The sequence below is a fragment of the Caballeronia sordidicola genome (assembly GCF_000729995.1).
Lineage (GTDB): Bacteria > Pseudomonadota > Gammaproteobacteria > Burkholderiales > Burkholderiaceae > Caballeronia > Caballeronia sordidicola_A.
The window spans coordinates 14406-30959 of record NZ_JNFG01000205.1; the positions used below are offsets into that span (position 1 = coordinate 14406).

Annotated in this window: 18 protein-coding genes; 11 read left to right on the forward strand and 7 right to left on the reverse strand. The window is 61.9% G+C overall.

The window, feature by feature from the left end; genetic code table 11:
* Positions 1-80: 80 nt before the first annotated feature.
* The 3 genes from phnC to phnE all read left to right on the forward strand — a co-directional run bounded on the left by phnC (position 81) and on the right by phnE (position 2858).
* Positions 81-980: a phosphonate ABC transporter ATP-binding protein gene (gene phnC, locus FH08_RS0142980; RefSeq protein ID WP_031364284.1), complete on the forward strand. Its 900-nt coding sequence runs from the start codon at positions 81-83 to the stop codon at positions 978-980.
* Positions 981-1056: 76 nt separating this feature from the next.
* Positions 1057-2028, forward strand: a complete 972-nt coding sequence (gene phnD / locus FH08_RS0142985; protein ID WP_031364285.1) for a phosphonate ABC transporter substrate-binding protein — start codon at positions 1057-1059, stop codon at positions 2026-2028.
* Positions 2029-2123: 95 nt separating this feature from the next.
* Positions 2124-2858, forward strand: coding sequence for a phosphonate ABC transporter, permease protein PhnE (gene phnE / locus FH08_RS0142990; protein ID WP_081889781.1), 735 nt, complete (start codon positions 2124-2126; stop codon positions 2856-2858).
* Positions 2859-2891: 33 nt separating this feature from the next.
* Here the strand turns inward: phnE and phnN are convergent, their stop codons facing one another.
* Genes phnN through phnF form a run of 3 tightly spaced genes read right to left on the reverse strand, consistent with a single transcriptional unit; the run spans position 2892 to position 4968 of the window.
* Positions 2892-3446 (reverse strand): phosphonate metabolism protein/1,5-bisphosphokinase (PRPP-forming) PhnN, encoded by a 555-nt coding sequence (phnN, locus tag FH08_RS0142995; RefSeq protein WP_235210684.1) that lies wholly within the window; start codon positions 3444-3446, stop codon positions 2892-2894.
* On the reverse strand, positions 3443-4204 hold the full coding sequence (locus FH08_RS0143000; protein ID WP_035568727.1) for a DUF1045 domain-containing protein: 762 nt from the start codon (positions 4202-4204) through the stop codon (positions 3443-3445). Before FH08_RS0143000 ends, phnN begins: the two co-directional genes overlap by 4 nt.
* Positions 4201-4968 (reverse strand): phosphonate metabolism transcriptional regulator PhnF, encoded by a 768-nt coding sequence (gene phnF, locus FH08_RS0143005; RefSeq protein WP_031364289.1) that lies wholly within the window; start codon positions 4966-4968, stop codon positions 4201-4203. Before phnF ends, FH08_RS0143000 begins: the two co-directional genes overlap by 4 nt.
* 222 nt (positions 4969-5190) lie before the next feature.
* On the opposite strand from phnF, the gene phnG reads away from it, so the two are divergent.
* Genes phnG through FH08_RS0143040 form a run of 7 tightly spaced genes read left to right on the forward strand, consistent with a single transcriptional unit; the run spans position 5191 to position 11101 of the window.
* Complete coding sequence (gene phnG / locus FH08_RS0143010) at positions 5191-5682, forward strand: phosphonate C-P lyase system protein PhnG (RefSeq protein ID WP_031364290.1); 492 nt, start codon at positions 5191-5193, stop codon at positions 5680-5682.
* Positions 5682-6347: a phosphonate C-P lyase system protein PhnH gene (gene phnH / locus FH08_RS0143015; protein WP_051888968.1), complete on the forward strand. Its 666-nt coding sequence runs from the start codon at positions 5682-5684 to the stop codon at positions 6345-6347. The genes phnG and phnH overlap by 1 nt, the downstream gene beginning before the upstream one ends.
* Positions 6347-7501, forward strand: a complete 1155-nt coding sequence (locus FH08_RS0143020) for a carbon-phosphorus lyase complex subunit PhnI (protein ID WP_031364292.1) — start codon at positions 6347-6349, stop codon at positions 7499-7501. Before phnH ends, FH08_RS0143020 begins: the two co-directional genes overlap by 1 nt.
* Positions 7498-8367, forward strand: coding sequence for an alpha-D-ribose 1-methylphosphonate 5-phosphate C-P-lyase PhnJ (locus FH08_RS0143025; protein ID WP_031364293.1), 870 nt, complete (start codon positions 7498-7500; stop codon positions 8365-8367). The genes FH08_RS0143020 and FH08_RS0143025 overlap by 4 nt, the downstream gene beginning before the upstream one ends.
* The gene (gene phnK, locus FH08_RS0143030) at positions 8364-9152 is read left to right on the forward strand and encodes a phosphonate C-P lyase system protein PhnK (RefSeq protein ID WP_031364294.1); all 789 of its coding nucleotides are present in this window, start codon (positions 8364-8366) and stop codon (positions 9150-9152) included. Before FH08_RS0143025 ends, phnK begins: the two co-directional genes overlap by 4 nt.
* A gap of 9 nt (positions 9153-9161) precedes the next feature.
* Complete coding sequence (gene phnL, locus FH08_RS0143035; RefSeq protein ID WP_075583455.1) at positions 9162-9974, forward strand: phosphonate C-P lyase system protein PhnL; 813 nt, start codon at positions 9162-9164, stop codon at positions 9972-9974.
* The gene (locus FH08_RS0143040; RefSeq protein ID WP_031364296.1) at positions 9968-11101 is read left to right on the forward strand and encodes an alpha-D-ribose 1-methylphosphonate 5-triphosphate diphosphatase; all 1134 of its coding nucleotides are present in this window, start codon (positions 9968-9970) and stop codon (positions 11099-11101) included. The genes phnL and FH08_RS0143040 overlap by 7 nt, the downstream gene beginning before the upstream one ends.
* 201 nt (positions 11102-11302) lie before the next feature.
* Here FH08_RS0143040 and FH08_RS0143045 read toward each other — a convergent pair whose 3' ends face one another.
* Genes FH08_RS0143045 through FH08_RS0143060 form a run of 4 tightly spaced genes read right to left on the reverse strand, consistent with a single transcriptional unit; the run spans position 11303 to position 15782 of the window.
* Positions 11303-12535, reverse strand: a complete 1233-nt coding sequence (locus FH08_RS0143045; RefSeq protein ID WP_031364297.1) for an NAD(P)/FAD-dependent oxidoreductase — start codon at positions 12533-12535, stop codon at positions 11303-11305.
* An 18-nt stretch (positions 12536-12553) separates the two neighbouring features.
* Positions 12554-12907 (reverse strand): RidA family protein, encoded by a 354-nt coding sequence (locus FH08_RS0143050; protein ID WP_031364298.1) that lies wholly within the window; start codon positions 12905-12907, stop codon positions 12554-12556.
* Between the two features lie 3 nt (positions 12908-12910).
* Positions 12911-14437: an amidase gene (locus tag FH08_RS0143055; protein WP_031364299.1), complete on the reverse strand. Its 1527-nt coding sequence runs from the start codon at positions 14435-14437 to the stop codon at positions 12911-12913.
* 40 nt (positions 14438-14477) lie between these two features.
* Positions 14478-15782, reverse strand: a complete 1305-nt coding sequence (locus FH08_RS0143060; RefSeq protein WP_031364300.1) for an MFS transporter — start codon at positions 15780-15782, stop codon at positions 14478-14480.
* Between the two features lie 109 nt (positions 15783-15891).
* Here FH08_RS0143060 and FH08_RS0143065 point away from each other — a divergent pair, with 109 nt between their 5' ends.
* Positions 15892-16548, forward strand: coding sequence for an XRE family transcriptional regulator (locus tag FH08_RS0143065; RefSeq protein ID WP_031364301.1), 657 nt, complete (start codon positions 15892-15894; stop codon positions 16546-16548).
* Positions 16549-16554: the final 6 nt, after the last annotated feature.

Here is a 16554-nt window from a genome sequence, read left to right on the forward strand (position 1 = left end):
AGCGTCACCGCGACGTCATGTTGGGTTCCTAGAATCCGTCTCGACGCTGCAAAGCTTTGACACGCGATTGTGAGGACACCATGGATGCAATTCATATTGAACGTCTCTGCAAGACGTTCAATAACGGCCGCAAGGCGCTCGACTCCATCGACCTGAAAGTCGGTGAAGGAGAAATGATCGCGCTGATTGGTGCATCGGGTTCAGGGAAGTCCACGCTGTTGCGGCACATTGCCGGCTTTACGGCATCCGACCCCGCGCCCTCGCATGTCACGCTGCTCGGCCGGCCCATCCAGCAAAACGGCAAGGTCGCGCGCGAGGTTCGTCGAATCCGCCGCGATGTCGCGTTTGTCTTTCAACAGTTCAATCTCGTAGGGCGTCTCACCGTGCGCACTAATGTGCTGCTCGGCGCGTTGTCGCGGGTGCCGTTGTGGCGGCGTCTTATCGGGCGGTTTCCGCGGGTGGAGCATGAGCTTGCGATGGCGTCGCTCAACGCCATGGGCATTGGCGACCACATCAACGAGCGCGCCAGCACGCTGTCCGGCGGTCAGCAACAGCGCGCCGCGCTGGCGCGCGCGCTTGTGCAGCGAGCCCGCATTGTCCTCGCCGACGAACCCATTGCATCGCTGGACCCCGAGTCGTCGCGGCGTGTCATGGAACTGCTTCAGTCGCTGAATGAGGATCACGGCCTGACTGTGGTGGTGTCCTTGCATCAGATCGACGTAGCGATGAAATACTGCGCGCGCACCGTGGCTTTGCGCGACGGTCGCGTGGTCTACGACGGGCCGTCCGCCAGCCTCACGCCGGCCCTGTTGCGTGACCTCTATGGTGCGGCAGCCGAAGAGCTGCTGACCGACACGGAGAGCGCACTGCGCGACGTGGAGAAGCAAGCCGAACGTGCCGTGGACCGTGCCGCTGCGAGGCCCGAAGGTGCGTCGGCACGCTCCGCTGCATTCGCGTCTGCGTCCGCCGCCAGCTCCTGAACGTGTGCGCTCATTGCGTCTTGTACATCCCGCTTTGAACACCTGCTTTGACCTCTCTCAAACCTGGACTTATTCGATGAAATCAGCCCGTCTTCTTCTGGCCGGCGTAGCGCTTGCCGCCTGTTTTGTCACGCAGGTGGCGCGAGCCGAAACGCTCAGCTTTGGCATTATCTCGACCGACAACTCGTCGGCGCTCAAGCAGCGCTGGCAGCCGCTGATCGATGACCTCAACAAGCAGACCGGTCTCGACGTCCAGCCGTTCTTCGCGACCGACTATGCCGGCATTATCGAAGGCATGCGCTTTAACAAGGTGCAGATCGGCTACTTCGGCAATGCATCCGCGATCGAAGCGGTCGACCGCGGCAATGGCGAAGTGTTCGCAAAGGTGAAGTACAAGAGCGGCGAAGCAGGGTACTACTCGCTGCTCATCACGAACGTGAACAGCAAATGGAAGACAGTCGATCAGGTGCTGAAGAACACGCACGATATCAACCTCGGTTTCGGCGATCCGAACTCGACCTCGGGCACCCTGGTGCCGTCGTATTACCTGTTTGCGAAGAACGGCATCTCGGTGCGCAGCGACTTCAAGAGCGTGCTTCCGTCGAGCCATGAAGCGAACATGCTGGCTGTGGTGAACAACCGTGTGGACGTGGCGACCAACAACACCGACATGGTCGAAACGCTGAGGCAAAATCACCCCGACCTGCTCAAGCAGGTCCGCATATTGTGGAAGTCGCCGCTGATTCCGTCTGACCCGCTGGTATGGCGTCGTGACCTGCCGCAGGCGACGAAGGACAAGCTGCGCAACTTCTTCGATCACTACGCGCAGAGCGATCCGCGCGAGCAGGCGATCATGGCGGGGATCACGGGCTTGTCGGGCTTCACGGAGTCCAGCGATGCCCAGCTCGTACCGATCCGTCAAATGGCCTTGTTCCAAAAGAAGCAGCAGGTCCAGAACGACGCGCATATGTCCGACTCGGACAAGAAAACGCAAATCGCGGCGCTTGATCAAAAGCTCGCCCAACTGGATAGCGTGGCCGCGAAGTGAAGCACAACGCCGACGCCTTTTCCCTCGACAGTGCGCGAGGCGGTTCGTTGCCGCTGAAGCTCGAACTGCGGCAGCCCAAGCGAAGCTGGTTGTCCATGTTTGGATGGCTGGTGGTAGTGGCTGTGCTTGGGCTGTCCTGGCACAGCGCGGACATGCGCCCACTCGATCTCTTCAGTGATTCCGGCAACATGCTGCAGTTCGGCAGGGATTTCTTCCCGCCGGATTTCTCCGACTGGCGTACCTACGTTCACGAGATGATCGTCACGCTGGCGGTTGCCGTATGGGGCACAGCGCTCGCGCTGGTGTGCGCCGTGCCGTGCGGGCTGCTGTCGGCCTCCAACATTGCGCCAATGTGGATCGCGCAGCCCGTGCGTCGCCTGATGGATTCATGCCGTGCGATCAACGAGATGGTCTTCGCGATGCTGTTTATTGTCGCGGTGGGCCTCGGGCCGTTCTCGGGCGTGCTCGCGCTTTGGGTGCATACCACCGGCGTGCTGGCGAAGCTGTTCGCGGAAGCGGTTGAAGCGATCGATGCACGGCCGGCAGAAGGCGTGCGTGCAACGGGCGCAAGCAGCCTTGATGAGGTCCTCTACGGCGTGCTGCCGCAGGTCCTGCCGTTGTGGATCTCGTACGCGTTATACCGGTTCGAGTCGAACGTACGCTCGGCGATGGTGGTCGGCATGGTCGGCGCGGGCGGGATTGGTGTTGTGTTGTACGAAGCGATCCGCTCGTTCAACTATGCCCAGACCTCAGCCGTGCTGCTGATGGTGATCGTGATTGTGACACTGATTGACCTGGCATCCGCGTGGCTTCGTGAACGCGTGATCTGAACCATGGGCCGGCTCCAGCCGGCCTATCGTTCATCAAAGCTGCTGCTGACTGATTGCGGCCAGCAGTTGCTGGCCTGCTTCGGAAAGCAGACCCGAATTGTCGATGGTGATGAGCCGTGCCTCGTCGGGAAGCGACAAGGCGGGACGACGCGCAAGCCGCGCTTCCATCTGCCGGGAATCTTCCCGGCCGCGCCGCTCAAGCCGGGCAGCCAGGACCGTGGGGTTTGCGTGAATGTGGACGAACTGCGTGAACGGATAACGTTCGAGCGCAGCCGGTGCATGTTGGCGCGAACCGTTGACCACGACCGGCAAGCCGCGCGTGAGCCACGTATCAATCTCGACGCCGATGCCATAGTGCAGTCCGAGACTTTCCCAATGCATCGAGAAAACGCCGTTGGCCAAACGCGCGAGGAATTCCTCATGGCTCAATGCGACATGGTTCTCGCCATCGGAAACGGGGCGCGTGATGTAGCGATGCGCGAACATCACCTGCGCGCCAATGCGTTCACGAACGAAGCCAAGCAAGGAGTCCTTGCCGGCGCCCGACGGCCCCATCACGTAGATCAGTCGACCGGTTTCCATGCTCATTCGAGGGCCTCCGAGCGGGCATTCGCGAAGGGCAGGCGCTGCCATAGAGTGAAAGGCGCATCTGGCTGCGGTTGAACAAAAAGCGCCGCTCCGTGGAAGGGCAGCGGTCCGAGCGTCTCAGCGCGGGTTTGCCACAGCGAGACAATTGCCGCACGCACCGAAGGCGAATCAAGTGCATTGGAGAGGGTCATGTGGAAGCGGAATTCATCGAGCACATACGGGTAGCCCCATTCGTGCAACAAGGCTTGCTGCCGCGCGCTCAAGCTTGACGCCAGACGTCGTTCGGTGTCTTCTGCCGAAGGACGCGCACGCAGCGAGGTGAGCGCATGCAACGCGCTGGCAGCAACCTGGCGGATGGATGCGTCGTCGTCCGGACGCGCAGCCTTCAACGCGACAAAGCGGCCCATCTCGACGACGGAGAGGGAGGCATTGAATCGATTGATGTGGCTAGCCCACTCGCGAGCCTCGGACAAAACCTGCTGGGGCGTAACACCGTCGCCAGTATGAAACGGCGCGACGAGTGTTCCGTGCCAACCATAGCGGCGCGGTGAGCCGGTCAGCGCGGCAACGGTCTGCCCGAGTGCGGTAATGGCGGTTTCCTCGGGCGTCTCGATCGAGCGTCCGGTCTCGGCATCGCGGCCAAGCCATTCGCACCCCGCGCGCCACCACGCCGAAGACGCAGGGGGTGCGTAGTAGAGCGCAATGCGCGAAGCAGGCGTCCAGGTGTTCAAGACGCTGTCGTTCGCATCGCCGCTCATATACCGTCCTCGACCAGCAATTGCACTCGGTCGGCGGCGAAGTGGGTAATGCCGTATTTGATAGGCACGCCGGCTTCGTCTACGTCCACGCTTTCAACCCACATCACCGGTTGCGCACGATTGATCTGCAAGCGCCGCGCGACGTCCGAGCTAGGCAGGATACAGCCGATACGGCTCCATTTACGCGTGTAGTCGACCACGCCGAATTCCACCAACGCCGCGCTGACTCCTTGCACGCCGGCAAGCACGCCAGGCAGGTCGGTGAAGCGCATGGCGGGGAACCAGCTGCGCGCATAGGTCAACGGTACATCGTCGGAATCATGCCGCGTCTCGATCTCGTACACGAACGTCCCTGCACGGATGGAAAGTGCTTTCGCGGTGACGGGATCGGCCTTCACTTTCGCGCTTGAAAGAACCACGCCCACGGATGCCTGGTTGTTGCGCCGCAGGTTCTCCGTAAAGCGCGTACGACGCCCAATCTGATAGTCGATCGCACCCGGTTGCACAAACGTGCCGCGGCCCTGTTCGACGCTCACCAGCCCCGTGGCGGCCAGCCGTAGCATTGCCCGGCGGACAGTGTGCCGGTTGACGTCGAAACGCCGGGCAAGTTCAGCCTCGCTGGGCAGGCGGCCATCTTCGCCAAAGCTTTTGGCCGTGATCTCCGCCGAAAGAATCTGTTCGATCTGACGCCATACCGCAACGCCCGCGCCGCGCTCCACGGCCAGGCCCGGTGTGCCAGTTGCGCCAGTTTCGTTGGATGTCATGTCGCTGTCATTCCTGTCGGTTTGAATATCGTTTTCGGCATTGTAGTGTGCCGCCGATGGCGAAAATGTGAAAGCGGGGTACTAAGAAGGAATTCTTATCCGGTTGCACAAACGTCTAGACGACCGGATGACTATTCTAGTACCGTTCAGGCTCGACAGGACGATGAAATCACGGACGCGGCTTGGGCTTCAAATGCGCCCTTTATAAACGAGGATTGACCAATGAGTACATCTGCGCAGACGCCCGCGCCGTCCGGTCCCGCGACGCGGCGGGAATGGCTGGCCATCCTGGCGCGCACGCCGCGGGCCAGGATGAAGGACGCGCTTGATACCGCACTGGACGGCGCACCGGCGCCTGAGTTCGACTGGCTGCGTGCCCCCGATATCGGTCTCGCCATGGTGCGCGGACGGGTTGGCGGCAGCGGGGATGCGTTCAACCTGGGTGAAGTGACTGTGACGCGTGCGACGCTGCGCTTGCGGGTTCGCGAGGGGCGCGCCGCGGTGGGTATCGCGGTTCACATGGGGCGGGACAAGGAGCGAGCGACGCTCGCCGCGCTCGCCGACGCGCTGCTGCAGACACCTGCTTTCGAAGCCCGGATGCAGGAGCATTTGCTGGCTCCGCTCGCTGCGCGCATCGTTGAAAACCGGGCGCAAAAACAGGCCCGCGCCGCGGGCACCAAGGTGGAATTCTTTACGATGGTAAGGGGCGACTGATGTTACCTGACAAGCTTTCAAGCAACTTTCGTAGTGCGGATGTTACGAGCATCGACCTTGCCACCCTGACTCCCGGCTTCAACGACACCGTCCATGATTCGCAGGGCGTGTTCCGTGCATTGCTCGACGCGCTGTCCCGGCCCGGCAAGGTCGTTTCAATCGATGCCGTGTTACCTGGCCTGGATCAGGAGGGCGGCACAGCGGCGACCCATGTGCCCATGGCCGCGTTCGCCGCACTGCTCGCACTCGCCGACTACTCGACGCCCGTGCTGCTGCAGCACGAGCATCGCGGCTTGAGCGACGCGCTGCGTTTTCACACCGGCGCACCGCTGACGCACGATCACGCGCAAGCGGTTTTCGCCTACCTGCACGATGCGCAATCGATGCCAGCGCTCGATGCATTCTCGCTCGGTGACCCTGAGACGCCCGAGAACGCCGCCATGCTGTTCATCCGCGTGGACTCTCTCACGGATGGCACGCCGATGACCTGGCGCGGCCCCGGTATCCGGGATACGCAATCTGTCCACATCACCGGCGTACCGGCTTCGTTCTGGCATGAGCGCGCGTTGTTGGCGAGCCAGTTTCCTTGCGGTATCGACTGTTATTTTGTGCACGGCGGATCGGTGATTGGCCTGCCGCGTACTACTCGCGTGGAGGTGGCCTGATGTACGTTGCAGTCAAAGGCGGAGAACGCGCGATCGAACGTTCATGGGACCTGCTCGCAACCAACCGGCGCGGCGATGAAGCATTCGCGGAGCTCAGTGTGGACCAGATCCGCGAGCAGCTTGGGCTGGCGGTCGCACGGGTGATGACCGAAGGTTCAGTCTACGACGAAGAGCTTGCTGCACTGGCGATCAAGCAGGCAGCGGGGGATCTGGTGGAAGCAATTTTTCTGCTGCGGGCGTATCGCACGACGCTGCCTCGCTTCGGTTATACCGTGCCGCTCAATACCGAAGCGATGCTGGCGGAACGACGCATTTCTGCTGCGTTCAAAGATATTCCGGGCGGGCAGATGCTCGGCGGAACGTACGATTACACCCAGCGTCTCCTTGATTTCAGCTTGCTCGCAGAAGGCGGCCCGCGCACGTCCAACGTCGGCATCCCAGGCACGATCGCCCCGCAGCAGGAAGCGATGCCGCGCGTGCTCGCCCTGCTCGACAAGGAAGGGTTGATCGAGCAGGAGAAGGTGCACGCGGACGCGCCCGAACCCGGTGATCTCTCGCGTGAGCCGCTGATGTTTCCGGTCCAGCGCCCGGTCCGTTTGCAGAATCTCGCCCGTGCCGATGAGGGCTTCCTGCTGGCTATCGGCTACGCCACGCAGCGCGGTTATGCAAACTCGCATCCATTCGCCGGCGAGATTCGTTACGGCGAAGTCGCCGTCGAACTGGAACTCGAAGAGTTGGGATTCGCGGTGGAGATCGGCGATATCGACATCACCGAGTGCCAGATGATCAACCAGTTCGCGGGCAGCGGCGACGTGCCGCCCACGTTCACGCAAGGATACGGCCTCGCGTTTGGCCACTCGGAACGCAAGGCCATGGCGATGGCGTTGGTCGACCGTGCACTGCGTGCGCAAGAACTGGGCGAGACGGTTTCGTCGCCGACGCAGGACCCGGAATTCGTGCTCTATCACAGCGACAATGTGGAAGCATCGGGCTTTGTGCAGCATTTGAAATTGCCGCACTACGTCGACTTTCAGTCTGAGCTCGAGTTGCTGCGACGCCTGCGTGCGGGCATCGAGAAAGATGCGCAACGTGAACATGCTGCTCAGGAAGATCTTGAAGCGCAACCCGAGCCCAGCGAGGAGAACGCCGCATGAATGCGCGTATCGAAGAAACTGCCATGGCTGAAGGCTATAACTTCGCCTACCTCGATGAACAAACCAAACGCATGATTCGTCGCGCGCTGCTGAAAGCCGTGGCCGTGCCGGGTCATCAAGTGCCGTTTGCATCGCGGGAAATGCCCTTGCCGTATGGCTGGGGAACGGGTGGCTTGCAGGTGACGTCCGCGATCATCGGACGCAGCGACACGCTGAAGGTGATCGACCAGGGGTCGGACGAAACCACCAACGCCGTGAATATCCGCCGCTTCTTCGCGCGCACGGCTGGTGTTGCGACCACCACACGTACGGTGGAGGCGTCCATTATCCAGACTCGCCACCGGATTCCGGAAACGCCGCTGACTGAAGCGCAGATTCTCGTGTACCAGGTGCCGATGCCCGAGCCGCTGTTCCGTCTCGAACCTCGCGTCACTGAGTCCCGGAAGCTCCATGCGCTGGCGGACTATGGGCTGATCAACGTGAAGTATTACGAGGACATCGTGCAGCACGGCAGCATTGCGACGACCTACGATTACCCGGTGCTCGTCAACGACCGCTATCTCACTTCACCGTCGCCTATCCCCAAGTTCGATAACCCGAAGATGCACATGAACCCTGCGCTGCAACTGTTCGGCGCGGGCCGCGAACGCCGCATCTACGCGATCCCGCCTTACACGAAGGTACGGAGTCTCGACTTCGAAGATCATCCGTTCACCATTCAGCGCTGGGATCATGAGTGCGCGTTATGCGGTTCGCGTGAGAGTTTCCTCGACGAAATGATTGTCGACGACGCGGGCGCGCGCATGTTCGTGTGTTCGGACAGCGACTACTGCCAGGAACGTCGAGCAGCACAGGAGGACGCATGAATCTCTCGACACCCGCACTCCCTCTGCTCACCGGCCGCGGACTGACGAAACGCTATGACGGCCGCGGCGGTTGTGTCGATGTGGACATCGATATCTACCCGGGCGAAGTGCTTTGCATCGTCGGTGAATCCGGTTCCGGCAAATCCACGTTGCTGAACGCGCTTGCGCTGCGTACGCCCGTGAACGACGGCGCGTTGCACTATCGAACCGTGGAGCATGAACTGCTCGATCTGTTCACGTTGCCCATGCCGCGCCGCAGAATGCTCGCACGTACCGACTGGGGTTTTGTGCATCAGAATGCACGGGACGGACTGCGTCACGGCGTGTCGGCCGGCGCGAATATCGGCGAGCCGTTGATGGCGAACGGGGCGCGCCACTATGGACGTCTTCGCGAAACAGCTTCGGACTGGATGAACCAGGTCGAACTCGATGCCGCGCGTATCGACGAGTTGCCTTCCGCGTTTTCAGGCGGCATGCAACAGCGGCTTCAGATTGCGCGCAATCTTGTGACGAAGCCGCGCCTTGTGTTCATGGACGAGCCCACAGCGGGGCTGGATGTTTCGGTGCAGGCGCGGCTGCTGGACTTGCTGCGTACGCTGACCGCCAAGCTTCATCTCGCTGCCCTGATTGTCACGCATGATATTGGTGTTGCGCGTTTGCTTGCGCATCGCCTGATGGTGATGAAGGACGGGCGCGTGGTGGAGAGTGGACTGACCGACCAGGTGCTCGATGACCCGCAACATCCCTATACACAGACGTTGGTTGCGTCCGTGCTGCCAGTTTGAGGTACGAGAATGAATGCCAATGCCGATCTTTCCAATGAGCTTGCGTTTGCTGAACGCGCGGCGCTGATGCTGCGTGCGCGAGGGGTCGAGAAGACCTTTACGCTGCACCAGCAGGGTGGCGTGCGCATTGCTGCGCTGAGCGGTGTGTCGCTCGATGTAGAACGAGGCGAGTGTGTCGTGTTGTCGGGGCCTTCGGGTGCCGGCAAGAGCACGTTGCTGCGCTGCATGTACGGCAATTACCTGCTCACGCGTGGCACGGTTGCCATCCGCGACGACAGTCGGACATCGCGATACCTGTCGCTGTCCGATGCGCTGCCGCATGACGTGATTCGCTTGCGCCGTACTACCATGGGCTATGTAAGCCAGTTCTTGCGCGCTATTCCGCGGGTGTCGTCGCTCGACCTCGTCAGCGAGCCGCTGATCTCCCGCGGCATGGATGAGGAAGACGCACGGGCACGTGCCGGCGCGCTGCTTGAACGCCTCAACGTGGCGCGGCGTCTGTGGACGCTTGCACCGGCTACGTTCTCCGGCGGTGAACAACAACGCATCAATATCGCGCGCGGGCTGATCGCTGAGCAGCCGCTGTTGCTGCTTGACGAACCCACGGCGTCGCTCGATGCCGAGAACCGGCAGGTGGTGGCGGATCTGATCGTGGAGGCACGCGAGCGGGGCGCGGCAATCGTCGGTATTTTTCATGACGAGGACACGCGTGAACGTGTTGCGACTCGACTGATTCAACTCAACGCTCCCGCCGGGCAGGCGGCAACGGCGTCAACGGCGCCAACGGCGCCAACGATTACGGAAACCTTGCAGACATGCTGATCAAAAACGCGCGCATCGTCACTCGCGATGAAGAGTTCACAGGCGTAGTACGAGTAGCCGACGGCCGCATCACCGAGATAGCGCCCGGCACCACGTCAGTTACCGAAGCCGAGGACTGGGGCGGCGATTATCTGTTGCCCGGACTTGTCGAGCTGCATACCGACAACATCGAAAAGCATATTGCGCCGCGCCCCGGCGTGTTGTGGAATCACGACGCAGCCATCCTTGTGCACGACGCCCAGGTGGCTACGGCCGGCATCACGACGGTCTTCGATGCACTCGGCATCGGCTCGCGTGGCGGCGTAGGCGTACGAGGCAAGGAGATACAGACCAACTGCGCGCGCTCGATCGAGCGGCTGGCGGAGACCGGCATGCTGCGTGTCGATCACTTCCTGCATCTGCGATGCGAAGTGGCGGCAGCGGACGTGCTCGAGGTATTCGAGGGGCTGGTATCGCATCCTTTATTGCGCCTCGTCTCCGTGATGGACCATACGCCCGGTCAACGCCAGTGGCACGATCCGGTGCAATGGCGGAAGTACCAGGAGCGTCACGGCAAATGGACCGATGACCACGCGAGCACGGTGCTCAATGAACTGACTGACGACCAGCATCGGTACGCGCGGGTTCATCGCAGCGAGATCGTTGCGCGCTGCAAGACGCTCGGTCTGCCACTTGCGAGTCATGACGACACGTCTGTCGAGCATGTGCTGGAAGCGGTGGGTGACGGTATTGTCCTCGCCGAATTTCCGACGACGCTGGCCGCGGCGCAAGCGGCAAGGGATCATGGCATTGCGACGATCATGGGAGCGCCGAATGTCGTGCGCGGCGGCTCGCACTCGGGCAATGTATCGGCGCTAGAGATGGCACGGGCGGGATTGCTCGACATCCTGTCGTCGGACTACGTGCCTTCGAGTTTGCTGACCGCGACGTTCGATCTCGTCGATAAGGCCGGCTGGTCGCTACCGCAGGCTATGCGCACGATATCGTCGGCTCCGGCCAAGGCAGCCGGGCTGACGGATCGCGGCGCGATCGGCCTTGGCCTCAGGGCTGATTTCGTGCGCGTCGCAATGGCAGGTCGCTTGCCGGTGCCGCGCGCGACATACCTTGAAGGGCGACGCGTGGCGTGATTGCAGGATTGTTGATTCTGACTGAAGAATCTCCTGCCTTTCGCGGGGTTCTTCAGAAAGAGCAAAGCGCTGGCACATGCGAACTTCGAAGCATCGAATGAGCGTCGCCGTGATGCCGCTTGCTCTTCTCGCGCCGACCATCAGTGCGATCGCCATTGGGACCATCGAGTTCGTTAGGCTAAACGCGTTAAAGCGTCGCGCTCAGAATCGGTCGGCCCTGAATGGGTGCAGATCGACGAGGGGTTTTTCGCCCGTCACCAATTCCGCGATAAGCCGCCCCGTAATCGCACCGAGCGTCAGCCCATGATGCGCGTGCCCGAATGCAAACCACAGGTCGTCATGCTTGGGCGCGGCGCCAATGATCGGCATCATGTCAGGCGTGCAGGGACGGTTGCCCATCCAGGGTGCATCGTCGAGACGTCGTTCCAGCGGGAACAAAGTGCGTGCGATCGGTTCAACCGCATCCAGTTGCACGGGCGTCCTGGGTGCGTCGCGAAGTGCGAGTTCCGCGCCCGTCGTCAGGCGGATACCGCGTGACATCGGCGCGATCAGGTAACCGTTTTCAACATCGAGTACCGGATGGTTCAGGTGCGCGTCCGACCTCGCCGCGTAGTGCATGTGGTAACCGCGCTTGACCGCGAGCGGCAGGTTGTAGCCGAGCTGCCTGGTGACATCGCCCGACCAGGGTCCCATCGCGATCACGGCCGTTCTCGCGCTCACCAGACCCGCCTGCGTATCGACGGTCCAATGGTCCCTGAGCGTGGTTGCATCGCCGATAAAAAACCGCCCGCCCAGCCGATCGAAATACTGCGCGTAAGCGGTGACCAGCGCGTTCGGATCGCTGACGGAATCGGCCGCGGTGTAGCGAAGGCCGCCTTTCAACGACGCGTCGAGATCAGGTTCAGTCTGACGGAGACGCGCTGGATCGAGGGCGTCGAAGCTCACGCCGAACTCGCGCTGCCAACGCTGCACGACGGCCATTTCCGAATCTTGTTTTGCACTCGTCCTGAACACCTTGATCCAGCCACTCGGCCGCAGCAACGCGCTCGCACCCGCTTCGGCCGCGAGCATCCGATGCTCCGTCACGCAATGCTCGATCAACGTCGCGTACCAGCGCGCGATCACAGCGTGCCGCGACGGATGTGAATTGCGCCAGTATCGCCATAGAAACGGCGCGAGCTTGAGGATGGCGTTGGGGTGATAACGGACATCGAGCGCAGTGTTGCGCGAATACTTCAGTAGAGCGCTCAACGCACGCGGAAACGCGTACGGATAAACCCCTTCGCGCTGGATCAGTCCCGCGTTGCCAAACGAGGTCTCGTTGCCCGGAGGCTTGCGATCCACGAGCGCGACCGAGCGGCCACGTTTTTGCAGATGCACCGCGATCGACACACCGACTATGCCGCCGCCGAGCACGACAGTATCGAACTTCATACGCGTTTCCTGGTGAGTTCAGGCAAGCGCGGTCACGGCGACTTCAACGTCGCAGCCGGGCTTCATCAGCAACGCCTGGACGCAGGCGCGAGTGGGAGCATGACCTTCGGGAATCCATGCGTCCCACACGGCATTGAATTCTGCGAAGTGCTTCGGGTCGCTCAGCCAGATACTGGCCGATATCAGCCGGGTCTTGTCGACACCGGCAGACGCCAGCAACGTATCGATTCGCGCGAGGATATTGCTCGCCTGCTCAGTGATCGATTCGTTGGCGTTGTCCGGGACCTGGCCCGCAAGATGGACATAACCATTCGCGATCACTACCTGACTCATGCGCGCGTTGGTTTGAAGACGTTTGATTTCGTTTGACATGATTTAGACGGCCGAAGTGCCGGTCGTGCTTTCACCGGCGGGATTGAATATGGGTGGCGCAGTGACAATCGATTTCAGCGATACCGTCGGTTGCGTCAGCTTCGATAAATCGGGCCGCGGGCGGCGTAGAACCGGCGAAGTTTCGAACGCTTGCTCAAGCGCATGAGCGACGGCGAGCGTCTTGTGATCGCCATGAAACGGCCCGACGATCTGCAATCCGAACGGCATGTTGGCGTGATCGACGCCGCATGGTATGGAGATAGCAGGATGCGTGGTCAGCGTGACCACGTAGGTGAGGGCAAGCCATCGATAGTAATTCTCCTGCGCCCGTCCGCCGATCTGCGCTGCATACAACTCCTGCCACGGGAACGGCGAGACCGGTGTGGTCGGCGAGAGGATCACGTCGTACTCGGCGAATGCAGATTGGAAACGCTTGAAGATGCGGGTCTGCTCGGCTTGCGCCCAGGCGCTGTCGGCAAGCGTCATGCTTGCACCCAGTTCGTAGTTCGCCCGGGTGTTGGGTCCGAGCGAGTTCGGGTCGCGCGCATAAGCGTCACGTAACCCCGCGACGAAACTTTCCGCGCGGATTACGTCGAAGCAACGGTGGACATCGCCGAGATCGAAGCTTAACGGCTCGCAGGTATGGACCATCGGCTTGAGCGCGGCCATGCGCTTGCGAAAAATCTGGCGGATGTTGTCATCGACATCGCAACTGTCGAAATCCTCTGTCCAGCCGATGCGCAACGTGCTCAGGTCAAGCGCTTGCGGCGTGGCGAAACTCAAGCTGTCGGACTCGTAGCCAAGCGGATCAGTCGCCGACATGCCCGCGGTCGCAGCGAGTTGCAGGCAGGCTTCGGCAACGGTCCTGCCCATGGGGCCGACGACGGATATGGGTGTCCAGCCCAGCAGCTTGCGTGAGTTCGGCACGAGTCCGGGCGACGGCCGGAAGCCGACCACGCCGCATTTCGATGCGGGTATGCGAAGCGAGCCGCCGGTGTCGGACCCGGTGCAGACCGGCAGCATGTCGCAGGCCAGCGCGGCCGCTGCGCCACCGGACGAACCGCCTGCATTCAGCTCGGGATTGAACGGGTTGCCGGTCGCGCCCCACACCGGGTTGCGCGTGTTCGCGCCCGCGCCGAGCTCCGGTACGTTGGTCTTGGCGACCAGGATCGCGCCCGCTGCGCGCAGGCGTTCGACGAGCAGGACATCGCGTGCCGGGACATTGCCGCGGGACATCGGCGAGCCGTAGGTCGTGAGAAGGCCTGCTGTATCTTCCAGGTCCTTCACGCCGAGCGGCAAGCCATGCAGCAAGCCGAGTGGCTCGCCGTTCAAGACCTGGCGCTCGGCGGCTTTAGCCGCGATGCGCGCTTCGGGGTAGCACGTGGCCGTGACCGCGTTCACCGCCGGATTGATGGCTTCGATCCGTTCGATGCAGGCTTCGAGCAATTCGACCGGCGATATCTCTTTCGAGCCGATCATGCGGCGCAGTTCAACAGCGGATCGGGTGATCAGTTCAGTGTTGTGACTCATGAAGTCTCCTTATTCAAGTCCTTCCCAGGCTCACGTAAGCTCACGTAAGCGACTGGCCGGTGCGGTCCTTCAGCCAGATTACCGGCACGAGCGAGATCGCGCAGGCCGCGGCGACATACCATGCCGGCGCGAGCGGATTGCCGGTTCGCGCCACCAGCCAACTCGCGATGAACGGCGAGAAGCCGCCGAAAAACGATGCGCTCACCACGTAGGTCAACGCAATGCCCGTCGCCCTTACATGCTTCGGAAACAGCTCGGGGATCATCACGAGGACCGGCACGATCTGGCCGGCGACGAACACCGCGAGCAAGCCCGACACGATGCATAGAGCGGTCATCGAAGGGTGGCTGCCGAGGAACGCAAACGCTGGGTACACGGCCAGCAACATGATGACACGCGAGATCACGAGCACGCGCTTGCGGGTGAAGCGGTCGGCGAGCTTGCCGGCCAGCGGCGCGGCCACGAACAGGACCAGCGAACTGACGACGCCCGATGCCACCGCTGCCGTCGGCGAAAGATGCAGCGCGCGAACTGCATGGCTCGGCAGGAAAAACGCCGTGATGTACACCGACACGGAACCGCCGAGTTCGGCGAAGGTGCCGAGTATCGTCAGCTTCAGGTGCGTGGTCAGCGCAGCTCTCAACGCGCTTTGAGGACGAGGCGCACCGGGGGCGCGAGGTGTGCGGGTTGTGCTAGTCACCAGCGTTTCTTCCAGGCGCCGGCGTATCAGCATGCCGGCCGGCGCCGCGATAATCCCAAGCAGGAACGGCAGGCGCCAGCCCCACTCGAGCACGGCCTGCTTTGGCAACGCGACGTTCACGATCGTGGCGACCAGCGCGCCGAGTGCGAGGCCAAGCGCCGTTGCCGCAAAGTTCCAGCTCGCGAAGAAGGCGCGGGTTTGGTCGGTCGCATACTCGACCAGCAACGTCGTGCCCGGCCCGAACTCCCCGCCCGCCGCGAAGCCCTGGATCAGCCGTGCGGCGAGCACGATCAACGGCGCCGCCATGCCCGCGACGGCGTAGGGCGGGGCGCAAGCGATCATCGCGCAGCTCAGCGCCATCATCATGATGGTCAGGACCATTGCCTTCTTGCGGCCCACGCGATCCGCATACGCGCCAATTACGATCCCGCCCAGCGGCCGCACGACAAAACCGACGCCGAACACGCCTATCGATAACAGGAACTGGTTGACCGGCGATGCGCCCGGGAAGAAAAGCTGGCCGATCTGGATCGCGAAATAGCTGTAGATGGTGAAGTCGTAGAACTCGAGCGCCGTGCCGAGCGTCGTCGCGGCAATGACGTGCGTCTTCGACAAACCGGCCTTGCCCAGTGCGAGTGTTGACACGATCAGCGTCCTTGAATATTGGCGAAAACGACGTGAGTTATCATATACGAGAAAAAATAAAATTCTCGTATCCGACAAAAATATCGAGCGCAGCTACAAAGGCAAACCGATGGCGAAAGCGGGTGTTGTGAGGGCAAGGACAGTGAAACGCGATGGGCCGCCGGCCTTGGATCACAAGACGGTCGGCGCGTGCATCCGTGAAGCTCGCAAGGCGAAAGGGCTGACGCTGATGGAGTTATCGGAGCGATCGGGGATTGCCGTGTCGACTATTTCGAAGGCCGAACGCGGGGACATTGCGTTGACCTACGACAAGTTCGCCGCGCTCGCACATTCCCTGCAGCTTGAGTTCGACGCCATTTTCGGGCGCACGCGGCCGTTGCCCAAGCTTACCGCACGACCGATGACACCTTCTTTCACGGCGTCGGGCAAGCAGGTGATCTACGACACGCCGAACTACGAGTACGGCATGCTGGCGAGCGACCTGACCGGCAAGCGCATGGTGCCGATGCGCGCGCACATCCGTGCCAGGGATGTGTCGGATTTCCCCGAATATATCCGCCATGCGGGCGAAGAGTTTGTGTTTGTGCTCGGCGGCTCGGTGGAGTTGCGTTTCGAGGATGGCAAGGCGTTCACGCTTGAATCCGGCGACAGTCTTTACTTCGATAGCGCGGTCGGACACGTGTATGTGACCACCAGCAAGGACGACGCGGAAGTGCTGGTATGTTGCGTCGATGCCGACGCGAATCGCCCACTGGACGCGATCTAGTTTTCA